The sequence below is a fragment of the Streptomyces sp. NPDC002206 genome (assembly GCF_053593595.1).
Genome location: NZ_JBSFCW010000012.1, coordinates 72,374 through 96,323, shown reverse-complemented (window position 1 = coordinate 96,323; position 23,950 = coordinate 72,374). Strand labels below are relative to the sequence as shown.

Below are 23,950 nucleotides of genomic sequence, written 5' to 3'. Positions count from 1 at the left end.
TCTAGTCGGCAACCGGCAACTCGCCTAGTCACTTGCCACAGGCAGTGACCGTACTTGGTCGTCGCACAAGAGGCTGGGGAGCGACCGGGAGCTGTTCGCTGTAGAGCCACGTGAAGGTGCGGTCCGGTTCGAGATGCGCGTCTCCCCAGTGGATGGCATGGATGCCGTTTTCCGGGTCCGCGGTGAAGAACACACAGACGAGCTGCGTGGAGGCGCCCAGCGCCTCAAATGTCTCGTTCAGCTCCTCGTACTCCTCTGTCGTCAGGTCGTCGTCGAGGGGAAACAGTCCCTCTTGAGGTTGCGGCCCGTGCCCCAAGAGCATCTGGCGACGTGTGGGGGATGCATTGGAAGCCAGCCTGGCCCGTACAAGCGGCCTCGGACGGTCGGCGTATTTAAGTAGATGGCCCTGATGCTCAGGTGCGCGACCCCGACAGGTGACATCTGCTTTGTAAGTTCGATCAATCTCGGGCCTGCCCGTACCCAGCTGGATGCACCCAACCCATCCGCGGCCGTCCACTGCTGTGGCCGTCCATGCTCGTTGATGTCAGCGCTGGATGTCAGCCCCCCAGCGCTTGTGGGGATCCCTAACTCGGGTGGTAAGACCCCGACCAGCACGCGCACCATCGATCTCCGGGGCAGGGATCGCATGCCCCAGCCCTGCTGCAAGTGAGTGAGGTGCATGCGATGTGGGCCGACGCACCCTACGCTGTCATCCTCACCACCTGAGGGTGCGTCATAGCAACCTGGGTAGACTGCAAGAGGGACAGGGCCAGGGGGAATTGTGGAACAGGAACACATGCTTGGGTACGGAGCCCTTGGCGGCCTGTTCATCGCAGGTTTGACCTTGTTCCGATACTTGCAAGGCGAGAAGATCTGGCCATGGCATGCGCCGGGCGGTGTGAACTTCAAGATCTGGCTCACGATCGAAGTGCTACGTACTGGCTTGGGGGCGGGGGTGGCGTGGGTGCTTGCTGTGTCTGGTCCGATTAGCGCTTTCGGAGCCGTGCTTGCGGGCGCTGGCGCTCCGGCGATTATTGACAAGTGGGGCCGTGCGGCGCCTAAGGAAATAGCATTGGCGCCGGCTTACGACATTCCTGCGCAAGACCTAGGCGCGCAGAATAATTCCAATCCTCAGACTAATATCGCACCGCAGCCGTCGCAGAATATGGCGAACGGGGGTAGCAATGTCTAAGTCGACCCTGCGCTCCATTAAAGATGCCATCGCTCACAGCGGCCCCAGCTACAATTCCGCCCCCAGGTCGCGAGCGTCGCTGGAAAGGACGACTCTTCTTGCTGCGCTAACTCATAGTGGGCCAAGCTATGAGCTCGGAGCCTCTCGCAAGATTTCAGCAAGCGAGGCGCTAAAAATTGAGGCGGAGGAGGTCCTCCCCCTAATTAAGTCCCTCCGCCCCTTGCTTGCTGGGGTCAAAGCTGAAGTCAGCAGCCTTGACCCCAGCAGCCCTGAACAGGCACGTGAAGGCCTCCTAGAGATGCAGAGGCTCCTGGGGCAGGCGGTGGAGTCGATCGAGCTTGACTACATGGAAATGTCAGGTCGAGTTCAACGTGGAATAAATCCCTTCGCATTGACTACTCACTACGGGGCTTGGAAGCAGCGGCGGGGAATGCTTGAAATTTCACGCGGTTTGCGCCAACTTCACGAGTTGACGTCAGAAGCGTTGCTAACACTGAAGCGAGCGGAAGTCAGTCCAGCTCAAAAGTCGGATTCTTTTGATGACTTGCTATCCGCCGCGTTGGCGCCGGCAATTGTCAGAATTTTCGACCGTTTGGACATGGCAGCAAGGACCCTGACAGTCTAGCGATCGTGAGCGTGCGCGACGATCCTTCTGGATCAGAAATGCGTGGCAGCACTACACGAAATCCGCGACAATGGTCCGATATGGCGTAATGTTAAACTTCTTACATCAACTCATCGAATCGCGCGACGGCGAATGCGATCCTTCCGTCGCAATAAACCCTTCGGTTTCAGTGGAGTCGCACGGTCCCCGAGCCAGTGGTTGGAGACCGTGCGGACGTACGCGAAGCACGAGACGCACATCCGGCTCCACCTAGTGCCTAATACTCCAGCTGTAGATCGTGATCTTGCTGGACGGCCTGTGCGGAGACGGGCACCTGGATGCTCACTTCAGCCAGGGCGGTGACCTGATCAATCGTGCCGAAGGTGCCGCCAGTCCAGCCTAGTTCGACACGCATTCGGCAGACTGTCTCAAAGCGACTAGGCGTGATCCGCGGCCTGTCTCAGTCCTCATCGTCGCATCGTTCCAGAACGAGCCCGACAGAGCCCTTCACTAGCTAGACCGTTGTTGTCTTCCAGATGCAAGTGGGGGTCTGGTGCACGATCGGGTGACATCTGAACTGGCTTGCCTTCGGCCGCCCTCCCCGATCGCGGCCCGGCCGCCGTGGGCGGCTACCTGCTAGTGGGTATGGGGGTTCACCTGGGGATCCCTTGATCCATCTATCCGGATCCCACGGGCTGCTATCCATACTCGACACGGATCCGGCCGTGATTGGTAACTCTGTGTCGACGCGGGGCTGGATCTCCACCGTGAAGACGGCGTCGTCGGGGTCAGTGCCTTCTTCGCCCGCCCACACGATCACGCGCACGTGTTGCTCGCAGATGCCGTTCACCTTCCACTCGGTCACCAGGTCGGTGACGACGAGCGCGGCCGCGTACTCGGCGCCCTGCCTGGGGGTGTCGGTGGTGATCTTTCCCCGCCAGCGATGGGAGTGGCCGCCGAGGGGGCGCCAGCCGGCGGAGCCGTGCGGCTCCTCCACCCGGTACACCCACGTCCTCTCGGTGCCCATGGCACCGATCCTGTCACCGTGTGGAGCCTCATGCGCCGGAGATCACGCTGCGTCGATGTCCGACCGGGGCCGGAGCTCCACGATGAAGTTCGCGTCCTTTGTGTCGCCCGCCTCTTCGTGCCAGAGGAAGACTCGCACGTGCATGGCATGGTGGAGGCCGATCCTCCCCCACTCGGTCATCAGATCGCCGACGATCCGGCCGATGGCGTACTTGGCACCCTCGGGCGAGTCGGAGGCGGTGATCGCGCCCTGCCACCGTTCGGGGTCGCTGCCGTAGGGGCGCCATCCCTGGGAGCCGTGCGGCTCGAACACCCGGTACACCCAGTCCGTCTCGGTGTTCATAACACCGATCCTGTCACCGGGGAGTCCCATGCGCCGCATCGGATCCACTCCCGCCGAGTGGGGGTCGACCGGCTACAACAACTGCCCGGACGTCTTGGAGCTGGACACCGGCGACTTCCTGGCCATCGGCACCCTCGTCGGGCGCGGGGTTCTGCTCACCGACGAGGAGCAGGCCCGCATGCGGGAGCTGGGTGCGTCGGTCGGCGTGAACGACGCCATCGTCGAGGTGCCACGCGAGGTGTCGCGCCAACAGCGGTTGCTGATAGTCGCTGTGGTTGCGGTACTTCTCTGCTGTACTGCTGGCCGAGGGGCCGGACCGATGCGGGGTGGTGGAACCGTGAGTGCTGGGAGTCGTGGGCACGGCAGCCGATGGAGTCGAACAACTACGCACCGGCCTGGTCGAGCCAGCGATCGCCCTCGGCTGGCAGGTAGCCGTGACCCTGACCCCGAACGCCGGCCAATGGCTGCGGGCGAACGGTGAACTGGACCGACTGGAAGCCGTAACCGGCCTGCCAGTCCGGGATACGCCTCGCCTACCGGCCGAGGCTCGCCCCCACCCGGTAGCCAACTGCTACGTCGTCGCCCCCGCAAGCGCGAACTACGTCGCCAAGCTCGCGACGGGCATCGCCGACAACCAAGCACTGACGCAAGTTAGCGAAGCGCTCGGCACGATCGACGTTCCCGTCGTGGTGTTTCCGCGGGTCAACGCAGGATGTCGAGCGCTGCCAAGCCTTATGGGAGCGCCGACCTGCTGATTGGCGTTGTAGTCCAGAAGCCATTGAATAGGACTCGTTGCCCGCTGTTGTCACCGCCCATCTACCGTGGACTCACCAATTGACGTCCGGAGATTCGTTTAGCTTCTCCCTCAGCCTGGCCAGATGCGGGTTTGTGGGTTCCTGCAGCAGCCCATCGGTCACCACTTCATTGGCTTTGGAGACGTCCTTCGAGTACAAGTAAAGCCAAGCTAGGCGGCTCAATTCTGTCGGTGTAGCCTCAGCTCTTCTATCCTCCATGAGCCGGATCAGATTATCTATCATCATCGCCCGGGCCTCATGGTCAAGTTGCAAAGACTGATTCTTCTGAGCATGGGCGAAGTGGCTAGCCGCATCTGCGATCTCTGAGTAGTCAACGTCAGGAATCTCGGCGAGTACGATTCGCGCATTAAGCTCTTGAGAGACGTCTCCTAGGCGCTGATTTACGTAAATAAGTTTGCGCCAGGCCGAGATTTGCTCACCGTCTATCTCTAGAAGCCGCTCGATGCTGGTGCGGGCTTTTTCCCAGTCCTCACGAGCGCCCTCCATATAGAAATCTGCGATACGCAGCCAGGCTTCTGGGTAGCGGCTGGCGACATATTCCAGCGCCCTCATCTGTGGAACAAAATCTTGACCTGCCTGTCGACGAGATGCAACCACCCTGACCATGCGTTCGATCCTGGGCTGCATGCCCTTAGATACGTCGGTTACTTGCATGGGACCGAACTGTTGAATTAGCTCAACGTCGGCCAGCACCAGAGAACGGAATGGGCTCACTTTGAGCTTACTCTGTCCGAAAACAGCGGCAGTCATTGGAGTGCGCAGAAATTCCGACCCGCTGTCATCAGTCAGAACTTCAATCATCGAGTATCGCTCCAGCTGACTTAGGGCCCCATCTACGTCCATATTCTCATTCTGGGGCCTGATCAGTGCGGCTTCCAGCGCTAGCCTGGGCACGAGGGAACGCCAGCCACTCAGCGTCAAGAAGACGCGCTGAGCGGCTGGCGAGAGCAGTCCGTACGACCGCTCAAATAGGGCTCTAAGGGAGTCTTCTTTATTGAGGAAAAGCCTCCCCAGGGGGATGGCCTTTCCTTCCTGTCGAGCTTCACCGAGAAGAATCTTTACGAAATACGGATGCCCGTCCGTCTCGTCGAAGAGTGAATCGATGTAGGCCACGTTCAACAAGTCGTAGATTCCCAACTTGCGAGATGTCGATATTACAAGATCCTCGAATTCATCCCTTTTTAGCCCACGGATCTCTACAGGGAAATCTGCTTTAAATTCCCGCATTCGGGTGGTGATTAGAACTTTGTTTGGGCATCGCACGTAGGAGTCGATGAACTGGTACAACTCGATCGGGTTAGATGCCGTCTCAAAGTTATCAAAAACCAGCAGAAGTCGCCTGTCGTCATCCTGCTCCGCAAGAGCCTGAGCTAGATAGTCGACGGGCTTGAACCCCTTCACCTTGGCGCTGGTGGGATTCATCAGTTCCACAAACTGCTTAGAGATATCTTCCTTAGAAAGGACGGCGGGTCGTACCGGCTTAGGCCCGCTAGGTAGCAGATCTATATCCCGAGAGCTGAACCAGAGGATAGCAAAGTAATCCCCATCGCTCGCAATTCGATGCAAAACCTCTAGAGCGAGAGAGGTCTTCCCAATTCCACCTCTCCCTACAAGTGTTACTACTGGATGCCGATTGTCCTTGAGGAGAGAAAGAACCTCTGCTTCAAGATTCGGCCTTTTGATGTATTCATTGAGGGGGGGAGGAATGTTGGCAAACGAATGTCCTTCAATGTCTAGGCTAGGGAGGCCTTCAGTCTCACTGGAGGGAAGCGACTCTGGCGGAGTTTGGTAATCTTCGGCGCTCTCTCTCCGTCTGGTATCGGAAATATATGAGAGCGTCTCATAAGTCGACCCTGAATCGCGTCCGTTTTTATACCCACCGTTTGCCAGATAGAAATCATGGATATCTACGTCTGAATGCACCAAGGGCAGCCTTCTTAGCTTCGCGTCGAAGGCCATGTAGATTCCGTCTTCGTGCGTGTGATCCTTTTCAGATTTCAAATAGGAAAATTTAGAAGAATCCCCGGAAACCGTAGATAGGTGGAACTTTCCGGAAATATTTCTATGGAGGTACATGCATGGCGTTATAAAAGCTGCGCATCCAGTCATTAGGGAGAGGATGGACTCTTCTAGGACGGGTGCCGCGGCTGAACATTTCCCAATAGTGATGGCACCGTGTCCGCGGGTCCTGTTGCGCAGAGTTGCAAAGTTTCTTACCCACCACTGCAAATTTGACTTACGGGGGGCTTTTTCGAGTTCTGGGTCGATTGATTGAAGCGCCGCGCTCAAATTATCGATCGCTACTCGCTGCCAAGAAACGTCACCGGGTTGAAAAATCTCCGTGAAGTCTCGAATGAGAGGTCGAGCCTCGGGGATGATATACGCGTTCGCTGGTCCAGTAATAACTTCTTCAAGGACTCGTGACCACTCGCCAATACCATCGGCTCGAACTAGTTGGTATTCGATTTTGTATCGCTGTCTATCTCTGTCGTTCTCAACGCTTGCAAGGATTGCGGATGTGGTAAATTTGACCAGCAATTCTCCGAGCAGCATCAAATCGTGGAAGTACGCGACGTCTGAATCCTGTTTACTCTGCTCGACCCTCTCCCACATGCGGACGAGGATTTTTGAGCTAAAGGAACCCATCGTGCACTCCCCTTACGTTCGGAATCCTTTAATGGCCTAGCATGCTACGTTCCTGACAAGCCATCAGCAAGCTACTCCGGAGAAACATCTGCAGGACTCTCGACCAGCTTCCGCCGCCTCGGTTCGGTATCCCGTGTGATTCGGGGGCCCACGCGGTCGGCGGAGCGGCTTTGGCCGGTGTCCTGCCCGGTTTGGGGTCGAGCATGATCAGGGGGCCGTACGCTGGCCGGCAACTCGGGCAGGTTGTGATCCTGCCCGGAATTTGAACGAGTGGCCCCCTGGTCTTGCTCGACGCGGGACCCGAACCGGGGAGGTGGCTAAAGCCGTGGAGCCGACCACCCCAGCCACAGCGGGGTTCCCCTGCCCCGTGCCGGCCGTTTCTCACGGGTGGTGCCCCGCGGCCGGGGGCTGCGGCGCGCGCCGCGCTTGCGCGGCGCCTTGATGAAGTAGAGAAAGTCTTACCGCGCCGGGATGAGGTGCTTGCCGTCGTGTCTCCTGAGGTACGGAGCTTCCGCATCCAAGGCATCGAGCAAACGCACTGCGCAGACCTCGGACATGCGCTCTGTGACTTCTTCGGGCGCGAGCCAGTCAACCGCCGTGGACTCGTAGAAGGTGCGCTCGGCGCCGCCGGAGGGCTTGCAGCGGAAGGCCAGGGCGACGATGCCGCACGAGGTGTTCTTGTAGACCCCCGTGAGCTCGTCGACCTGGGAGCGCCACCGTGTATCCACCGCAGCCACCCGCAGAAACCCGGTGACAGCCGGACGGCGCCGGACCTTCCCCACTGTGACCTGGGGTCGGTCCGGCGCTTATGCGTTCGCTACGCGGCCCTCGCTACGGTGCGGTGACCTGCCAAAAAGGCCCTCCCGAGGGAGGGCCTGGCACGGTGCGGACTGTGTGCCCCCGGCAGGACTCGAACCTGCGGCCAAGCGCTTAGAAGGGGGCTGGGGCGGTTCGGGAGAGGCCTGCTTCTGAACTGGTCCCTTCTGCAGGCCAGGTTGAGCGGTGAGCTCACTTCGAAACGTATTCGAACACAGCCACTGCGCTACCAGTCGCGATACCGGTCCGTGAGTTGGTAGCGCCCCAAACCGTGTCGCGCGGTCAGTGCAACGACATCGACCCCCTGCTCGGTGAGTGCTTTGTCAATGTAGTCGCACAGCTGCTCACGTTCGTCCGTCTCGTAAGCGCCACCGTTGTGCTCGTCATTGACGGCGTTCAGGGCCAGGACAACACGTTGCACGGCGGCGAAGACACGCTCGTCAGAGGAGCCCTGGAGCGAAGGGAGATCTGCTTCGAAGGCGTCCAAGACGCTGTCGGTGGCGGTGATCAGGCTCTCCGGGAACAATTCGACCATGCACGCACACCCCGGATCCAGCGTGCCGGCGGCCAGCTCTCGTTGCTCCTCCTCGATGCCCTCGCGCCAACCTGTCGTAGGTCTCTCAGCCATTGCTGGACCGTACAGCTGGACACTGACAATGCTGCGCGGTGACCGCACACGGCTGCGGAGGTCGCTTGGTTCCTGGACAACACAGCAGGTCGCGGCGCCGTCGGTCGTAGATCAGTCGTGTCGAGTCCACGCATAGTCCACGATCCGAGAAGGGGGCTACAAACATTTCCGTTGGAGGCTGGCAACGAGTGCTGGCATGGTTGGGCCATGGCTGATGGGACCTTCTACTCCGACCGTCTAGGGCGAGGTAAACCGCGTGTCGTCGAGGAGATCTCGCACGCAACATGGCGAGGCATCGTAGCTTTGATTCGCCAGTACGTTGGTGGTGGCTCTCTGGCACGAGCCTTTCCCGCCTATGACTGTTCGGATGATCGCACGGGATACAGCACAATCACCGGTATAGATGAGCAGGCCTTTGTTGATTCCCTAACTGCACACGTTCCCGACCTTCTCTCCTGCGCAATGGAGCACATGCAAGATGATGATCGGTTTGGAATGGCGATTCGCAGTAGGGTAGATCCTTTTCTCATGAGGGATCTTCTTGGTACGGGCTGGGCGCCGGACACCGTAACGGCACTGGATGTAGTTGAGTTCATTGTCCGCCACATCGAGGATCCGGCTCATCGTTCACTGCATGCATGGAATGGCGATCATTATCACTACTCCTTCAGCGATCGATCTCGCGGTGGAATCGAAGGGAAAAGTGAGTTCCAGGATGCCGTAAACCTTCTGTTCTCTAGAAATGGAATAGCTTTCACACTGGGTGACAATCTACAGGTCCAAAGAGTCGCACCGCCAGAAACTCGAAATATGATTTCCGATTTTCGGCCGGAGACTGAAGACCCTGAGCTCAACGACAAACTAACTGATGCGATGATCCGGTTCTTGTCGAGGCATCCGGCGCATCGGCGCGATGCGGTTGAGAAGCTGTGGGACGGATTTGAGCGACTGAAGACCCTGGAGTTCGGTGCGAGCGAGGATAAAAAGACATCGGCTAGCGAGCTTCTCGACAGATCATCCTCCGGCTCCGCACCGTACCGCGTTGTACTGGAAGCGGAGTTCAAGACGTTGACAGATATCGGTAATAAGTTCGGAATCAGACATCATGAGCACAGTCAAGCGGCTCTACCCAGCGACGCTGCTGTGGACTACCTGTTCGTACGCCTTGCTTCAGTGATTGCGTATGTTCTGCGAGCGACTGGGCGTATGGCAACTGGCTAACTCCTCGTGCCGAGACGAGCTGGGCGATGGCCGGGACGCGGTTCCCCCGGCTGAGGTCAGCAGCATCATCGCGCGCAGGCACCGCACCGCACTGTTGCTGCCCCTCTTGACCGGTCAGCCTGCGCACACGGACAGGACCAGTGATTGGATCGGGCGTCAACGCACATCCAACCGCCACGACCACCAACCCGGCGAACCAATGTGCTCACAGCACTAGCCGAGCCTTTGCACCTCGTGTGCAAGGGTTCGGCAGCTGCGGACGAAGTCTTGAGCAGCGATGATCGTGACCGTCTCCGGGTTGTGTACTGCCTGGCTACGCAATCGCCCCAACTGTCCGTATACAGCCGCCGCTTCGGTCGTGAAACCCAGCGCCTCAAGCTCGAGCCGGGTAATCATCGATCGGGCAGGGCGTGTCGACTCAGGCCCCGAAAGCGAAAGTCCCCGTGCCCTCAACGCGTCCCAAAGGATGGATTCAAGCTTCGTCCACGCGGTGATTACGGCCTCCACGGGGGACGCGGGCGCCATGGTCAGCGCGTCGTGGAATAGGTCACGGTGCGAGAGGCACTCACTAGCCAGCAAGTCCCGTGCATTCGGCTGCCAAAGTCGTAGCCAGCGTTCCACTACAGGTTGATCGCTGTCGGCCATTTGCTCCAATGCAGCAAGCGTGCGCCGAGTCAGCTCATCACGGGAAACCGCAGTCTCATCCCGCGGTTCGCGCTGAGCAGCGCGGCGCGGCTCGGGCTCAGAAGCAGGCTCGGGCTCAGGCTCGGGCTCAGAAGCAGGCTCGGGCTCGGGCTCAGAAGCAGGCACTGCTAGCGGGGAGCCCGTCACCTCGTCAGACGCGCTGGAGCGAACCAGTTCCTCCGCCTCAACGAGAACGCTGCGCGCCTCTGCCGCAAACTCTGCGCTTCCCGCCGGTGTTTCAACCCGCGTCAGTCGGCCAACCGCTTCCCTGATCTGGCTACGCAGTCCCCATAGCAGGCCAATCGCGACAAGAGGCCACACAAGGGTCTTGACGTACTCCAGCACTAGTTTCGCTATCTCCACGGCGCCATCATGCCGCTGCTCATCCGGCACCCCGGTTCAGCTCCAGGTCCGTGACAGAGACGAGACACGCGACGTGCCTGACTACCCGAGCACCCCCAACTCAGTGTCAGGCCGGCAGTGGATGCAGGCCCGGATCCCGTCGGCGAGGGCCTGCTCGCGGGTGATGGCGCGGTGGCGCTTCCTTGCGGCGTAGCACCCGCCGACATGAACCTCGGGGACGGGCACCGACCTCGATGCTGAGCTCAACGATCCAGTCTGGGATGGGCGGCCGCCGCTCCTCGCCCTGGTGCCACTCCTTCTCCCACTGCTCGACCGTCGGGATCGCCTCGTCGATGCGCTCTACCCACATGGCGGGCCAGGACCGCAGGGTACGCGCACTAAGAAAAAAATATTCCATACCGGAAATAGTGCGCAAGTTACGCTAATTGACTTTTCTGCATATGACTCCAATCAGGCGCTCTGCGAGCTAACATCCGATCAAGTCGACGGGCCGCCGCTAGGCAGCCTCGAAGTCCGCGAGGTAACGCATGAGCCGCCAAATACCCTTGAGTGAGGTCACTGCCGCTTTGGCATCCTCCCTATCTGTCGCCGCGCTAGAGCCTCTTGCGCAAGGCGGTCAAAAGTACGTCTTCAAAGGGAAGCTTGAAAGCGCCGAGGCGGCAGTGAAGGTCGTGCTCCTCCCTGATGGGCCCGACAGCGTCTACGTCCTAGAGAGGGCACAGCGGGAGGTTGAGGTCCTAGCGACTATCGATTCCCCGCGAGTAGTTCGCGTCCTAAGTGAAGTTGTAGAAATAGATTTTGGTGGCGGCGCCCAGGCTGTAGCTTGGGTTGAAGAGTGGCTAGATGGCTCTGACATGCGCAAGAACTTGGACGAGCCATGGGATTACGCACGTTGCGCCCGCCTAATCGTGAATATTGGCGAGGCGCTGGCTGCGTTCCATGACCTGGAAGTAGTACACAGAGACCTAAGCCCGGCTAACGTTCGAGAGCTGAGCGATGGCAGTTTCTCTCTCATGGATCCAGGATTGGCACGACATCTCGCAAAGACCGCGCTGACCGGACTCTTTCAGCCTGGGACGCCTGGGCACCGCAGTCCGGAGCACGTTCCAGGGGGCGACATCCAGCCTGTCAGCGACATCTTCGCCCTGGGGATCCTGGCGTTCCTCGCTCTAACGGGATCTCATCCCATCGACCCCAGCGGCGCTGAGGATGATTACTACCGACGATTGCGCGAGTATGACAGCCCTAGGATTGAAACCGTCTGCCCAGATATTCCAGCACCCTTGCGTGACGTAATTAATCGATGTCTACAGCGTCAACCGGCTCGACGCTTCCTAGATGGGCAAGAACTCATCGAGGAGCTCGAGAGGCAGAAAGATGTTTTCGGCTCCTACTTCATAAACGCCTAAACGAACTGGGGGGTTAGAATGGCGCTTCTGATTCAAGATGGCCGTCGGGGCGGACACCTTAAGTGGGCCGTTGAAGCTGTACAAAGGCGAGCGGCGGATGGCACCATCATCAGCACTTTTTGCACACCCCGTGTTCCTCGCCCTCGACATCGAGATGCGGCGGCGGTCGTTGAAGCCATGGGGTCCGCAGAGGTAATCCTCGACCCAATGACGCATGCCCGTCTTCTCGCTGGCACAAATAAGCTGGAGGATTACGAAACGTGGGGCCTGTGGGGTTCCTCTGGGATCGGACTTAACACCACCACCAGGCGAATTGAGCATGTAGAGCGAGTCTTTGGAAGGCAATCCGAACTCGGTCTCCCGCGGCTTTCTCCGACTCTCGCCGTGGGGGCGGCGAACTCCGCAGAAGCAGACCAAGCGGTCGAGACAGCCCGCGTGGCACGCGGGATCGACCGCGATTGCTACCAGAGCTTCGTTGGCACCCTGGATCTCTTCGCCTCAGGTGCTGCACTGGATGCTTACGTGGGCCGTCTGGCTGGGCTACGGGCGAGCACGTGGGTGGTGACCCTAATCCCAACGGCGAGTACGAACCTTGTGGGAGATCTCGCCGCTTCGACAGCCGCCCTGGCAGGCTGGCTGAGAACCATCCACTCACTCAGCGCACGGAGTCGGGTCATTGTTCAGAACTGCGACTTCATCGGGTTGCTTGCTGCAGCTGCCGGCGCAGACACGGTAGGAAGCGGCTGGGACAGATCCATGAAGGTATTCGACTCTGGCAGCTACCAGCTCTCCTCAGGATCACCCAGGATTCCGGCTTCTTATGTTACTCAGAAGATGCTTCTGGCTGTTCTCCGCCGCTCTCTCGCCGACGACATCCAGCGGTTGGACCCCCAGCGAGCCGAGGTTTTGCGGGGTGGTCGGATGCCGTTGAACGAGGCTCACCAAAGAGTCCATCACCTCCGTGCTATCCGCGATCTAGTTTCTGATATCTACCAGTTCAGAAATCGAGCGGACTCTGTAGCCATCCTCCGGAACCTCTACGAAGATGCCTTGCGGGAATATTCTTGGCTGGACTCGCAAATTCCGGGGTTGATAACCTCGGCAGATAAGGAAACATGGGTTAACGCCCCGCTTCGCGCGCTCTCTGAGTACTCTAAAGCAGAGGGGATCTGGTAGGAGCGAACCCCAGGGCGGCAACGAAATGCTCGCTGCCCCACAGCATCTCCTTCGGGGCAATCTTGGACAGCGGAGGGCGGACTAGCCATTGATCATCAAGTGCCAGCCCAATGCCCAGTCGCCGGACCGTCGAGAACAATGGATCGCAATTTCTCGGCATTCGGCTCAAGACGAGTGCACTCGAACTGCACCATGCTCTGTACCTGAAGGCTTGTCTTACCCCTTTTCGCCAATCGTCAACTTTGGCTTCCAACGCATAAATATTCCCTACGGGGATCATCGCGTCAGCTTTCCGCCACAACTTGCCGTTGGCGATGGCGGCACCCTTTTTTTCTAGATCACGCAGTGCCCGCGAAACAGTCCGGTCACTCTGGCCGCATTTTCTCTTCAGCGCCTCAATGCCGATTTCCCTGCGCACGTAAAGCGCGGAAAGTACTTCGACTCCCACCGGATTCAGAACCGGGGGGATGAGCGAATCAAGCCGCCGTTGCAGTGCAGGCCCAGGGCCGGGTAGCGCCACTAGGTCTGGAATTCCCACTGGCCCCGGAACCTCGGCCATCATGATCGCTCCCGGCTTGGAGCGCGGCAGAGTACTGGCTAGCCTGCGCAGAGCAGGGTCCAATTCGGCCTCTTTGGTCGGAGCAAACCGCACGCCATTGGAGCTTGCCATGGTTTGGTATTCGAAATTACCTTCAAAAATACCAATACTACTCTGCGAAATAGCGTGAAGTGTCAGCATCTTCTAAAGATAGCAAAGGGCACTGACACTTAGGCCTCGCCCCCACCCTTCCCGCCCTTCCCGTCACACTATGTTGCCGCTACAGGTCCAACGGATCGTGCGGGACAAGACGGCTGGTGAAACCTGCGGCGCAGAGCCGCTTGAACGACGCTTCTACGCTGCTCGGCACAACTTGGCTGATCATGAAGCCTTCTTGTGGATAGATCAGAAGCCGCTGGAGAGCGCCGACCAGCATGTCGATCACAAGGTGAGCGTCCCCGATGGAGTCGACGTAATCGTCGAACAGCATCGACGTGGACGCACTCACGACCTCCACCTCGGGCCATAGCTTGCGCGCTGTCGCATAGGCGCGTCGTTCCTCGTACGGCTTGCTGATCAGCAGCACTGACGCGACGTCCACTCCGGCCTCGTCAAGCAGAATCCTTGACAGTCGGATGTTCTCGCCAGTGTTACGGGCCTTAGGCTCGACCAGCACAGCAGAACTGGGAACCCCCAACTCCAAGGCGCGCTCGCGATATTGCTCAGCTTCCCCGCGAGGCATCCGCTCACGCGTCGTCCGGCTGGTAGCGCCGGTGAAGACGATCAGCGGGAACATGCCGCGTTGGTACAGATCCACGGTCACATCTGCCACGCCCAAGTCGTGGCTGCCGAGACCGATGGCAACCGAGCAGGGACGCGGTTCATGGTGCATCTGCTGGAAGTCCCAGAGCCGTTGAGCGTCAGACCGTGTCTGCACCGAGATCATCGGCTCGCTCCTTGTGCTGAATCGGGAACCTTGAAGTCGTACGCCCAGGCGAAGCGGCTCGCTGCGTGGATGCCGATGGCGAACTCAACCACGGTCCCGTCAGCGGTGTAGGTGGTTCGGTGAAGCTCTACGACCCACTCACCGGGCGTCAGCTGGAGGAGCGCCGCCTCCTCCGACGACGCGGGGCGCGCGAATAGTTCCTCCCGCATGTGATCGATCTCGTACCCCGCGTCGTAGAGCACGCGGTACCCGCCACCCTTGCCGGCCGGGCCCGGTGTCGGGTCAACAAGCCGCGTCCCTTCGACGTGCTCGGGACGGTAGTAGCTGGTCAAGGTATGCGTCGGTTGGTCCCCCTCCTTCACAAGGCGGGCGCGCGCGTACACCTCGGAGCCTTCCGGTAGACCGTGCGCCGCCGCTACCAGCGGCGTGGCGGGCACACGGCTGACGTTCTGCGTCTGTTCCCCACGCTTATGCGCGCGGCCCGAAGCCACCCGGTCGGCGATGAAAGCGACCTCGTCCCCATCACGCCATTTGACCTTGTCGTACCGGGCGATGCCGAGCCGCTTGAGCGGGGCCTGCTGCCGCACGACAGTGCCGTGACCTCGGGAAGAGGTCACCAAGCCCTCGGCTTCCAGCGCCTTGTAAGCCGCGTGAACCGTGGACTTCGAGCCTTCACCAGCCTCTACCAGATCCCGGATATGCGGCAGCTGCCGACCTGGGGGGAGCTCACCCCTCTTGATCTGCTCGGCAAGCTTGTCTGCCAGTTCCCGCCACTTGGGTGCCATGCGCACTCCTCTCAACGTCTCCAGTGAAACACAGTCCTAGGACTGTTGACAGTCCCAGGACTGTGCGTCATTGTCATCTTAGACGCACCGCAGTCCTAGGACAGCGGTCGGAGGGTGCCCTCTTTGGGCTGCTCCTGGCGCCCGGAGGGCCCGTGAAACGGCTCGAAGGAAGCGACTGGCTTTTCTTTGAGAACTGAACAGTGAACTCAAGCGAGGTGAGAGCCCTCGCTCCCCTGGCGGCTGGGTGAGCCGTCGGCAGTAGTACGGCGCGTCGGCGCGGTACGCACAATCCTGCGGCCCTGGAGAACACCCCCGGGTGCCACCCGCAGTGAGCTGCCCTGCTGAGCGCCAGGCAGAGAGATGGCGCCCCACCTTCCGTAGCTCGGCTGCGGCCGGTTGCCTCCTTCGCCCGTCTCGTACGGGCGGAGCTGAGGGGAGCCGGAACACCTCTTCCTGCTTCGCCCGCAGACGGCGCGCGGCCCCGGTGCTCGAACACCGGGGCCGCTGGTTGGGCCGTCCACCGACTAAGGAGACAACGACCCATGAAGACCATCGTTGCTGGTCACGTAGCTGTTACTGCGACCGAGTTCGCTGAGCTGGCGCTGGGGATCGATCTGGAGCTGTTCACCGGTTCGGTCACGGAGTCCGCGATGGACCGGGCGGCGCGGCTGGATGTGGCGCACGAGGTTCTCGCGGAGCTCCGCGAGAGTGACCCGGAGGCCGCGGCGTACGCGGAGAGTCTGCTGCGGACGCTCCCGCTCAAGTCGCCGTGCTCGTCCGGCCGGCGTCCGCGTCGTGCGGTCCGCCGCCCGGTGAAGGGCTGCACGGCAGGTTCGGCGGTTGCCGCATGAGCGCCCGGCCGATGAACAGCTTGGCCGCCGCGGTCGCGACCCTGGCGTCGCTCGTGGGGCGGTTCCCGGGTCTGCCTGCCGCGGACGCGGCAGTGTCCACGATCTTCCCGGACCGGCTGTCCTTGTCCTTCCACGGCGACCTCGGAAAGTTCGAGGCGTGGCGGTCGGCCCTGGACATCAGCTACGCGCTGGTGTCGAGGGAAGAGGAGATCGGCGGTCCCCTGATGTGGCTGACCGCGGAGACCGTCCTGGACGGCGTCACCGTCCGGCTGACCGGATACGGGCTGCAGAAGGCAAAACCAGTCGACCAGGCCGCCCCTTGGGAGGTGGCCACATGAGCGCCTCGTCCGCTGGTCTGTGGGCGTGGTGGCTGCGTCACGGTGGTGCGCTGCTGGTCGCGGCGTGCGTCGTGTCGTGGCTGGTGCCGTTGCCGTCGTGGGCCCGGTTCTTGTGGAACCTGCTCGTGGTGGCTGGCTGCTTCCACCTGATGGCCCTGCATCGGGCACACCGCAACCGCGGTGGGGACGGGGGCCGTGATGAGGCGTAAGACGAGCGCGGCCGAGCAGATCGCCGCACTACAGGGTCTGCAATCGGGCCTGACGAAGGTGCTCGTGGCGGTCGCGGTGGTCGCGCTCGCGTTCACCGCGACGAACGTGACGCTGTTCGCGATCGACCACCACATCAGCGTCTGGATTGCCTGGCTGCTCGACCCCATGGTCGCCGTCGCCCTCGGGGCGGTCCTAATCGTGGACGGCCGACTGTCCGAACACGGGGTGCACCCGTCCGGATGGGCCACCGGACTCCGCTGGTTCGCCGGTCTCGGGACCTGGCTGATGAACTGCTGGGCCTCCCTCTGGCCCGCGGGCACCGCCTTCGGCGTCCCACGGGAAGTGGACCCGGCCGGTCTCGTACTCCACTCGATTCCCCCGGTCCTGTTGATCGTTCTCGCTGAGGCGATCACGTTCTACCGGCGCGCGATCCTGGATCGAATCGCTGCCTTGCGCGATCAGGTGGACACCGTGGTGGAACGGGTGGAAGCCCCTCCCGTCCACCCCGCTTCCACCCCAACATCCACCCCGCCCGCCCTCACCGCCCCGGCTGCTCCGGCGGTGGCCGGGCGGAAGGCGTTGCCGCTGGTCATCTGCGGTGGACACCGGGTGTTCCCCCTCACCGTTCCCCCCGCTTCCACCCAGGGCGGTGGGAACGGCCGGGAGGCGGTGAAGCTGCCGGCCGATGAGGCTGCCCGGATCATCCGGGAGTGCTGGGTGGAAGGCGTCACCATCCCTGCCGCGGCGGTCCGTTCCACCCGTTCCACCTCCTACGTCCACAAGGTCTACAAGCAGCTCGAAGAGGACGGCGTGACCCGCCGCCCGCACCTCGTTCCGGTGCCGGAGACCACGGGGGTGGCGCTCTGATGGCCACCGTCCCCGACTACCGGTGGCGCATGGCCCCGCCGGGTCTGGCGACCCGTCGGCAGCTTCGCGAGTTGGGGCTGCGGCCCGGCGGACAGGACGTTGCTGCGGAACTGCAGCGGCCTCGCCGGCGTCGTGGCCCGCTGGTCGCCTACCTCTACCGCATCGACCGGGCCAAGCCCGTACGCCCGATGACACCGGGCTGCGCCGCCTCGCTCGCCAAGGCGATGCGTGCTCGCCGGATGTGCCCCAACTGCCGCTGTGACGCCGGGTACTGCATCCCGCGGTCGCTCGGCATGTGCGTCACCTGCGATGACATCCGAAGGGAGCGTTGAGCATGACGGAAATCAGCACCGAACCGCTGGTGATCGACAACCAGCCCGCACCGACCACACCGCCCCAGGCCGACCCCGCTCCGGCGCCGGCCGAGGTGACCGTGGAGCACACGGCGGGCGGGTGGCCCGTGGTCCCGATCGCGATGACCGGCGCCAACTCCACCGTGACGGCGCTGGCCGCGGCTGCTCTGGCTGGCGGACCCATCGCCGCCGTGGTCGCCGCGACCGGCGCATGCGTCCTCGGTGTCGCCGCCGCAACCCGCAACCACCGGGCCCACCGCAAGCACGCCACCGCCCGCACCAACCGCGCCGCGACCCACCACGGGGGCCGGACAGGCCGCGGAACGGGCGGTGTGCACGGCGCGTCCTCCCGCGGAACTGGCGGCCGATCCGCGAAGCATGCAGGTCGCAGCACCTCGCGCACCGGTTCCACCGGAAGCGTCCCGCACCAGCGCAAGACCACCAGCAACCGGCCAGGGAAGGCCGCCGGTCACACCCCCGGGAAGCCCACTCGACAGCCCGGCCCGGGGCGTGCGGGACAGGTCAAGGCGCTGCGGGCGGCGGCCCGGCAGACGGCCCCGTCACGGGCGGCACGGAGGGCCGAGACGTCCGGGTCGCGGCGCGCCGTTGCGGATGCCCGTCGTGGTGCGAAGACGGCAGCGCGGTCAGCATCCATGGCCCGTAAGGGGCCGATCGGCCGATCCGCGAGCAAGGCCGCGGGCCGGATCGGTGCGGCCAAGGGTGCGGCTATCGAGCGCAACCGCCAGGCACGTGACCAGCGGACCGCCGGAAAGATCGCCGCACGGCGCGACGACGTGCGTAAGGCGCCTGCCCGAAAGAAGGCCCGCAAGGCCCTGTGGCGGTCCGCCGCCCGGTTCCAGGGCCGCCGACTGCGCGCCGCCCTGCTCGCCGGGGCGTTGGGCCTGGTCGGCATGCTCACCACCCCGCTGGGCCGGAAGCTCGGCTGGGCCTGGCTGATGAATCCGGGCCGACGCCTCTACGCCCGCATGACCCGCACCGCCGAGGAACAGCGCCACCAGCGGGACGACGCGATACGCGCCGCCCTGCAGGACGACGAAGCCGCCGCCGACGCGGCGGCCGAGGACGGCGGCGAGCGAGTCAGCGATACGGCGGAGCGCCCGTCGGGGCCGACGCCGGCAGTACCCACCACCAGTGCGAGTGAGGGAGAGAGCGTGTCTGGTTTCCGGTTCGAGGAGTACGCGGCGGAGATGGAATCCGCGGCTGGGCAGTACGACCCCGAGTCTGCCATGGAGATCCTGGCCATGGTCGAGGGGCTCCCGGCCGCGCTGACGAGCGTGGCGAACGTGATGAAGGTCCTCGCGGAGCGGGCCGATTCGGAGTTCCCGCTGGAGAAGGACGTCGCGGACGGCTTCAACGACATCTTCGGCGCGGTCATGTCGGCCGTGGCGGTTGCCGAGGACATGGGGCCGCTGTTCCGCCAGTCCCACGAGCAGGACATCGCCCGCCATGAGGACCCGCGTAACGGGCCCGAGGCCGAGAAGGGATGGAACGTCTGATCATGGCCACCAACACCGCCTCTACGGGGCCGGTGTGGGACTGGGCTGCCGGTCACGGACCCGTGACCGGCGCCTTGTCCGCCACCACCGGATGCCTCGCCGTCGCCACCACCGGAGCAGCCACCGGCATGCCCCCCCGGCTGGGCCCTCGCCATCGGCGCCGCCGGCGCCATCGGCCACACCATCAGCAGCCTCCGCGAACGCCTCTCCGCCCGCACCATCGCCATGCGGTCCGCTTCCTGGCTCATCGGAGCCGGGTGGACCACCTGGGCCATGACCACCGGCCCCCTGACCTGGGCCGCACTCGGCTCCCTCGCCACCATCGGCGTGGGCATGGGCGCCGCCGCCCGCTCCACCCTCCTGTACGAGGAAGCACGGGAGTTGGAGGCCATCGCCGCCGCTGAGCGGCAGGTCGCCCGCGAACTGTCCGCCGAACGCCGCGCGATCGCCGCGGAGTGGGTGGACCGGGTTCAACGGGTCTGCAACATCACCCTGCGGGTCCTCGCGGTGGAGATGTGGCCGACCGGCACCGGGTTCACCATCGACGCCGAACTCCCCTCCGGTGGCACCACCTACGACAAGATCGCGGGCTACTCCGCCCAGCTGTCCGCCGATGCCCGGCTGCCGCACGGCTGCACCGCGGTTGCCTCGCAGGGCATTCACCAGGGACGCGTCCTGATCGACGTGACCACGGTCAACGTCCTGGTCGAAGAGCGCATGTATCCCTCGGACTACACGCCTCTGTCGATCTACACCGGCATCCCGTGGGGGTACCGCACCAACGCCGAAGAGATCTGCGTCTACCTGCGCGAGCAGTGCGCGCTGGTCGTCGGCCCCACGGGGTCCGGCAAGACCAACATGGTGCACGTCATCCTGGCCGGGTTCGCCCGCACCAAGGACGCGCTCACCTGGGTGATCGACCTCAACGCCGGATCGGCCGGCCTGTCCTGGGTGCGCCCCGCCTTCGACGCCAACAGGGCGCCGGTCGACGGGGTCCGGCCGGGTATCGACTGGCTTGCCTCGACGTACGAGGAAGCCGTGCTGATGCTCGATGCGGCCCTGGCGATCGGACTGCGCCGCAAGGTCGCCTACCAAGACCTCATGGCCGAGCGGAACACCGACCAGCTCCCCATCGGCGCGAAGATCCCTCAGATCATGCTGGTCATCGACGAGGGTGCGGAAATCCTGACCAGCACCGACCGGCGCATGAAGGACCTCGCGAAGAAGATCCTCGAAGTGATCCGCATGCTCCGGGCCATGGGCATCCGTACCGTGCTCACCGCGCTCGGTGCCACCGGCTCCGTGCTCGGCAACCTGATGATCCGCCGCGAAGCCAAAGCACGGGTCTGCCTGACCGGCGGGGAGGTGGAGGGCATGGACCTGAGCAAGGTCTTCCCCGGCTCCCGCGGGCTCAAGGTGGACCAGGCCCCGTTCAAGGGCGCCGGGTTCATGGGCACCCCGGAGTCCCCGGCGGCCCTGTTCAAGAACTGGCGGATCCTGCCCAACCAGATCCGCGACATCGTCCTCGCCACCTCCGACATGCACCCCCACCTCGACGACGTCTCCCGCAAGGTCGCAGGCGACGCCTACGCCTCGCGGTGGGATCCAGACCGCACGGCCTGGATGCGGGACACCACCCACACCCCGACCACCGACACCCCGAGTCAGACGGCCGGCAGCACCGGCGGGCTGAACCTCTCCGCGCTCCGGGACGACCAGGCCGCACCGGTGGGCGACGAGGACGCGGCGGTGCGGGCGTTCATGGAACAGGTCGACGCGGAGTTCGCTACCGCCCCCGACCCCGAGAGCACCCCGGAGCCTCCGGCCCCGGCGGGGCTGAACCTGTCCGCGCTCCGCGACACCGACAACGACGACGGCGGCCCGGCATGGCTGTCCGACGCCATCGCCGCAATCAAGGCTGCGGGCCCGACAGGCATGAAGCCGTCCGCAGTCGCCGACCTCGTCCGCCGCAGCCGGCAGGCCGTACGGGCCGCACTCAAAGCGGCGGCCGAGCGAGGCGAACTGGTCTACCGGGACAACGGACCGCACTCCGTCTACGTCCACCCTGACCACGCCTGAACGTCTCACAGAGCGCTACTGGCTAGTGGCTACTGCCAACTTGCCACTAGCCAGTAAAACGCCCCTCTACCGGCAACCAGGGGCCCCAACAGGCCCTTTCCGCTTGCCAGTAGCCAGTAGCCAGTAGCCAGTAGCCACTAGCCACTACGACCACGCACCGTCACAGCGCGTCGGGCGGCACCCACCACCACGGGTGCCGCCCGACGCGCTGAAGGGAGCCCTTTGTGTACCCGGAGACCGCGTACGAGATCACCACCCAGCCCCGTCCGGCCGACTATCCCGCCTACCTCCCCGCCCCCGAGGGACGGGTGATGCTGCCCTCGGAGATCCCGCCCGGCGTCCAGATGGTCACCCTGCCCGGCGGCATACGCACCCTCGCCTACACCCAGCCCACCGCACCACCCGCCCCGGTGCCAGCCGTGCAGCAGATCCCGGCATGGGCCAAGACCACCGCTCTGCTGACGCCGACGATCGGCGGGGGCATCGCCGCCGCGGGAATCGGACTCTCCTACGCAGCCCCGGGACTGATCGCCATGAGCCAAGCCCTGTGGTCCGCCGTCGCCCTCATCGCCGCCGGAGTCATCGCCGTCCCCGTCCTCCTGCGCACCGCCCGCGGCGTCTCCCGCGGACGGGCCACCACCCACATCACCCAGAACATCACCGCGTCCAGGATGTTCGGCCGGGCCAACGGCACCATCAACCACCGCTGAGCGGCGGCAGCCATGCCGTTACTCGACTGGCGTCACGCACGGCACTTCGACGCATCCCGAGATCTCCCCTGCGTGCTGTGCCACCGCCCCACGCCCATGCGCTCCCACGACCGCGAACCGGTCCACAAGGTATGCGCCGAGGACTGGATCGACCAGCACCCCGAATCCCAGCGCTTCCACAACTGACCGAGGGCAGCCCCCGACCTTACGCCAATGAAACCGGGGCTGCCCTCTACGCCAGCACTCAAGAGAACTGGAGACACCCAGCATGACCCAACCCATCCCCATCCGGCGAGCGACCGACCACCGACCCGCCTTACTGGATCTCTTCTGCTGCGCCGGCGGCGCAGCCATGGGTTACAACCGAGCAGGGTTCAAGGTGACCGGCGTCGACATCGCCGACCGACCGAACTACCCCTTCACCTTCCACCGCGCGGACGCCCTCGAATACCTCGCCGCCCTCATCGCATCTGGGGAGATCGAGCAGTACGAGGCCGTGCACACCTCCCCGCCGTGCCAAGCCGGATGCGCCCTGACCGTGGGCACCAACGCCTCACGCGGCTGGGGCCGCACCCACGTCCAGCTCATCCCCGAACTCCGCACCCTGCTCGACGCAACGGGCCTGCCGTACGTCATCGAGCAGCCCAACGGAAAAGCCCCGGTTCGGCCGGACCTGCAGCTGTGCGGGGAGATGTTCGGTCTCGGCGTACTTCGTCACCGTGTCTTCGAACTCGGCGGCGGGTGGAGCGTTCCGCAACCCACCCACCGCCCTCACCGCGGCTATGTGCGCGGTTACCGGCACGGCGTCTACCGCGACGGCCCCTGCGTCGCCGCATACGGGTCCGGCGGCGGCAAGGCGTCCATCGCGGAGATGCAGCAGGCCATGGGCATCACGTGGACCGACGTCCGAGAGGAACTGACCGAGGCGATCCCCCCGGACTACACCGAGTTGATCGGCAGCGCTCGGATCGTCTCCATGCGGGCGGTAGCGGCATGAGTAGCCACCTGAGGACGGCCCTGGACCTCGCAGCACTCGGGTTGCCCACCCTGCCCTTGCGAGTGGGCAAGCTCCCGTTCGGCAACTGCACCCGATGCGCCGGCAACGCCTGCGGTGGGCGCCCCACCATGAAGAACGCCGGGACATGCGCGTGCCCCAGCATCTGCCACGGCTGGGCAGCGGCCACGACTGACACCACCACCCTCACGTCTCCCTTGTGGGCAGGCGCGTGGCGGCAGGCTCAGGCGGTCGCCTATCACCCGGCGGGCGCCCGGCTGACCGTGCTGGACTTGGACGACTCAGGCGCCGTTGCCTGGGCCCGCCAGAGCCTGCCCGCGACCCGGATCGTGCCCACCACCCGTGGGGAGCACTGGATCTACCTCGGTGCCATGCGGTCCGCGAACGCGGTTCGGCCCGGCGTGGACATCAAGTCGTCCATGGCCTACGCCCGGTGGCTCGGCCCCGGCACCGGCACCATGACCGCTCTGCCCGAAGCCGTGCGCGCGCTGACCGTGAAGGAGTCCTCCACGGTCCGTCCTGCACCGCACGTCGTCACGGTGCCCGCACGAGTCGGGGAAGGGCACTGCCGTCACCGCACGCCCGCCTACCTGGACCGTGGCATCGCCATGGCCGAGCAACGCATCACCGAGGCCCGCAGCGCGGTTCACACGACCGTCTACCGAACCTTCCTCGCCGTGCTGTCCGCCCACGGCCGGTGCGGCTGCCTCACCGAGGCACACATCGCGCGACTGTTCACCGCCGCACAAGCCAAGGGCGAATCGCCCCGGCACTGCACTGACGCATGGGCCAACGCCCTGACCAGGTTGGGACTGTAG

Annotated in this window: 23 protein-coding genes and 2 pseudogenes; 14 read left to right on the top strand and 11 right to left on the bottom strand. The window is 63.5% G+C overall.

All coding sequences use genetic code 11. From position 1 onward, the window contains the following. Nucleotides 1-28 precede the first annotated feature (28 nt). The 4 genes from ACWCP8_RS22780 to ACWCP8_RS22765 all read right to left on the bottom strand — a co-directional run bounded on the left by ACWCP8_RS22780 (nt 29) and on the right by ACWCP8_RS22765 (nt 3,165). Entirely contained in the window at nt 29-322 is a 294-nt protein-coding gene (locus ACWCP8_RS22780; protein WP_451117776.1) for a hypothetical protein, read from the bottom strand. A gap of 1,751 nt (nt 323-2,073) precedes the next feature. Continuing rightward, a complete protein-coding gene (locus ACWCP8_RS22775; protein WP_451117774.1) occupies nt 2,074-2,211 on the bottom strand; it encodes a hypothetical protein in 138 nt (45 codons plus the stop codon). 99 nt (nt 2,212-2,310) lie between these two features. Beyond that, entirely contained in the window at nt 2,311-2,823 is a 513-nt protein-coding gene (locus tag ACWCP8_RS22770; RefSeq protein WP_451117772.1) for a hypothetical protein, read from the bottom strand. A 42-nt stretch (nt 2,824-2,865) separates the two neighbouring features. Further along, nucleotides 2,866-3,165, bottom strand: a complete 300-nt coding sequence (locus ACWCP8_RS22765; protein ID WP_451117770.1) for a hypothetical protein — start codon at nt 3,163-3,165, stop codon at nt 2,866-2,868. Nucleotides 3,166-3,518: 353 nt separating this feature from the next. Between ACWCP8_RS22765 and ACWCP8_RS22760 the strand changes: the two genes are divergently transcribed. After that, nucleotides 3,519-3,920: a flavoprotein gene (locus tag ACWCP8_RS22760; RefSeq protein WP_451117768.1), complete on the top strand. Its 402-nt coding sequence runs from the start codon at nt 3,519-3,521 to the stop codon at nt 3,918-3,920. 72 nt (nt 3,921-3,992) lie between these two features. Here the strand turns inward: ACWCP8_RS22760 and ACWCP8_RS22755 are convergent, their stop codons facing one another. From ACWCP8_RS22755 to ACWCP8_RS22745, 3 genes and pseudogenes are all read right to left on the bottom strand, one after another. Next, nucleotides 3,993-6,593: an NB-ARC domain-containing protein gene (locus ACWCP8_RS22755; RefSeq protein WP_451117766.1), complete on the bottom strand. Its 2,601-nt coding sequence runs from the start codon at nt 6,591-6,593 to the stop codon at nt 3,993-3,995. Between the two features lie 491 nt (nt 6,594-7,084). Continuing rightward, nucleotides 7,085-7,330, bottom strand: a pseudogene (locus ACWCP8_RS22750) (NUDIX hydrolase); the annotation flags it as partial. 338 nt (nt 7,331-7,668) lie between these two features. Continuing rightward, on the bottom strand, nt 7,669-8,070 hold the full coding sequence (locus tag ACWCP8_RS22745; protein ID WP_451117764.1) for a hypothetical protein: 402 nt from the start codon (nt 8,068-8,070) through the stop codon (nt 7,669-7,671). 207 nt (nt 8,071-8,277) lie between these two features. On the opposite strand from ACWCP8_RS22745, the gene ACWCP8_RS22740 reads away from it, so the two are divergent. Further along, nucleotides 8,278-9,291, top strand: coding sequence for a hypothetical protein (locus ACWCP8_RS22740; protein ID WP_451117762.1), 1,014 nt, complete (start codon nt 8,278-8,280; stop codon nt 9,289-9,291). Nucleotides 9,292-10,419: 1,128 nt separating this feature from the next. Here ACWCP8_RS22740 and ACWCP8_RS22735 read toward each other — a convergent pair. Beyond that, entirely contained in the window at nt 10,420-10,563 is a 144-nt protein-coding gene (locus ACWCP8_RS22735; protein ID WP_451117890.1) for a DUF6233 domain-containing protein, read from the bottom strand. Between the two features lie 302 nt (nt 10,564-10,865). Between ACWCP8_RS22735 and ACWCP8_RS22730 the strand changes: the two genes are divergently transcribed. Then, entirely contained in the window at nt 10,866-11,747 is an 882-nt protein-coding gene (locus tag ACWCP8_RS22730) for a serine/threonine-protein kinase (RefSeq protein WP_451117761.1), read from the top strand. Nucleotides 11,748-11,924: 177 nt separating this feature from the next. Continuing rightward, complete coding sequence (locus tag ACWCP8_RS22725; protein WP_451117759.1) at nt 11,925-12,923, top strand: hypothetical protein; 999 nt, start codon at nt 11,925-11,927, stop codon at nt 12,921-12,923. Here the strand turns inward: ACWCP8_RS22725 and ACWCP8_RS22720 are convergent. The 3 genes from ACWCP8_RS22720 to ACWCP8_RS22710 all read right to left on the bottom strand — a co-directional run bounded on the left by ACWCP8_RS22720 (nt 12,901) and on the right by ACWCP8_RS22710 (nt 15,192). Beyond that, complete coding sequence (locus tag ACWCP8_RS22720) at nt 12,901-13,662, bottom strand: hypothetical protein (RefSeq protein ID WP_451117757.1); 762 nt, start codon at nt 13,660-13,662, stop codon at nt 12,901-12,903. The two genes, ACWCP8_RS22725 and ACWCP8_RS22720, sit on opposite strands and share 23 nt — an antisense overlap. 79 nt (nt 13,663-13,741) lie before the next feature. Then, entirely contained in the window at nt 13,742-14,407 is a 666-nt protein-coding gene (locus tag ACWCP8_RS22715) for a YdcF family protein (protein WP_451117755.1), read from the bottom strand. Further along, on the bottom strand, nt 14,404-15,192 hold the full coding sequence (locus ACWCP8_RS22710; protein WP_451117753.1) for a GntR family transcriptional regulator: 789 nt from the start codon (nt 15,190-15,192) through the stop codon (nt 14,404-14,406). The genes ACWCP8_RS22715 and ACWCP8_RS22710 overlap by 4 nt, the downstream gene beginning before the upstream one ends. 542 nt (nt 15,193-15,734) lie before the next feature. Between ACWCP8_RS22710 and ACWCP8_RS22705 the strand changes: the two genes are divergently transcribed. The 10 genes and pseudogenes from ACWCP8_RS22705 (at nt 15,735) to ACWCP8_RS22660 (ending at nt 23,950) form a co-directional block, all read left to right on the top strand. Further along, a complete protein-coding gene (locus ACWCP8_RS22705; protein WP_451117751.1) occupies nt 15,735-16,043 on the top strand; it encodes a hypothetical protein in 309 nt (102 codons plus the stop codon). An 11-nt stretch (nt 16,044-16,054) separates the two neighbouring features. Further along, nucleotides 16,055-16,381, top strand: coding sequence for a hypothetical protein (locus ACWCP8_RS22700; RefSeq protein ID WP_451117749.1), 327 nt, complete (start codon nt 16,055-16,057; stop codon nt 16,379-16,381). Further along, nucleotides 16,378-16,590: a hypothetical protein gene (locus tag ACWCP8_RS22695; RefSeq protein ID WP_451117747.1), complete on the top strand. Its 213-nt coding sequence runs from the start codon at nt 16,378-16,380 to the stop codon at nt 16,588-16,590. Before ACWCP8_RS22700 ends, ACWCP8_RS22695 begins: the two co-directional genes overlap by 4 nt. Continuing rightward, entirely contained in the window at nt 16,580-17,458 is an 879-nt protein-coding gene (locus ACWCP8_RS22690; RefSeq protein WP_451117745.1) for a hypothetical protein, read from the top strand. The genes ACWCP8_RS22695 and ACWCP8_RS22690 overlap by 11 nt, the downstream gene beginning before the upstream one ends. Beyond that, nucleotides 17,458-17,790 carry an RRQRL motif-containing zinc-binding protein gene (locus ACWCP8_RS22685; protein WP_451117743.1) on the top strand — a complete coding sequence of 111 codons (333 nt, stop codon included), beginning with the start codon at nt 17,458-17,460 and terminating at the stop codon, nt 17,788-17,790. Before ACWCP8_RS22690 ends, ACWCP8_RS22685 begins: the two co-directional genes overlap by 1 nt. A 2-nt stretch (nt 17,791-17,792) precedes the next feature. Next, nucleotides 17,793-19,328: a hypothetical protein gene (locus ACWCP8_RS22680; RefSeq protein WP_451117741.1), complete on the top strand. Its 1,536-nt coding sequence runs from the start codon at nt 17,793-17,795 to the stop codon at nt 19,326-19,328. A gap of 2 nt (nt 19,329-19,330) precedes the next feature. Next, a pseudogene (locus ACWCP8_RS22675) lies at nt 19,331-21,407 on the top strand (hypothetical protein). A gap of 224 nt (nt 21,408-21,631) precedes the next feature. After that, a complete protein-coding gene (locus ACWCP8_RS22670; RefSeq protein WP_451117739.1) occupies nt 21,632-22,117 on the top strand; it encodes a hypothetical protein in 486 nt (161 codons plus the stop codon). 268 nt (nt 22,118-22,385) lie between these two features. After that, entirely contained in the window at nt 22,386-23,114 is a 729-nt protein-coding gene (locus ACWCP8_RS22665; protein ID WP_451117737.1) for a DNA methylase, read from the top strand. Then, nucleotides 23,111-23,950 (top strand): DNA primase, encoded by an 840-nt coding sequence (locus ACWCP8_RS22660; protein ID WP_451117735.1) that lies wholly within the window; start codon nt 23,111-23,113, stop codon nt 23,948-23,950. Before ACWCP8_RS22665 ends, ACWCP8_RS22660 begins: the two co-directional genes overlap by 4 nt.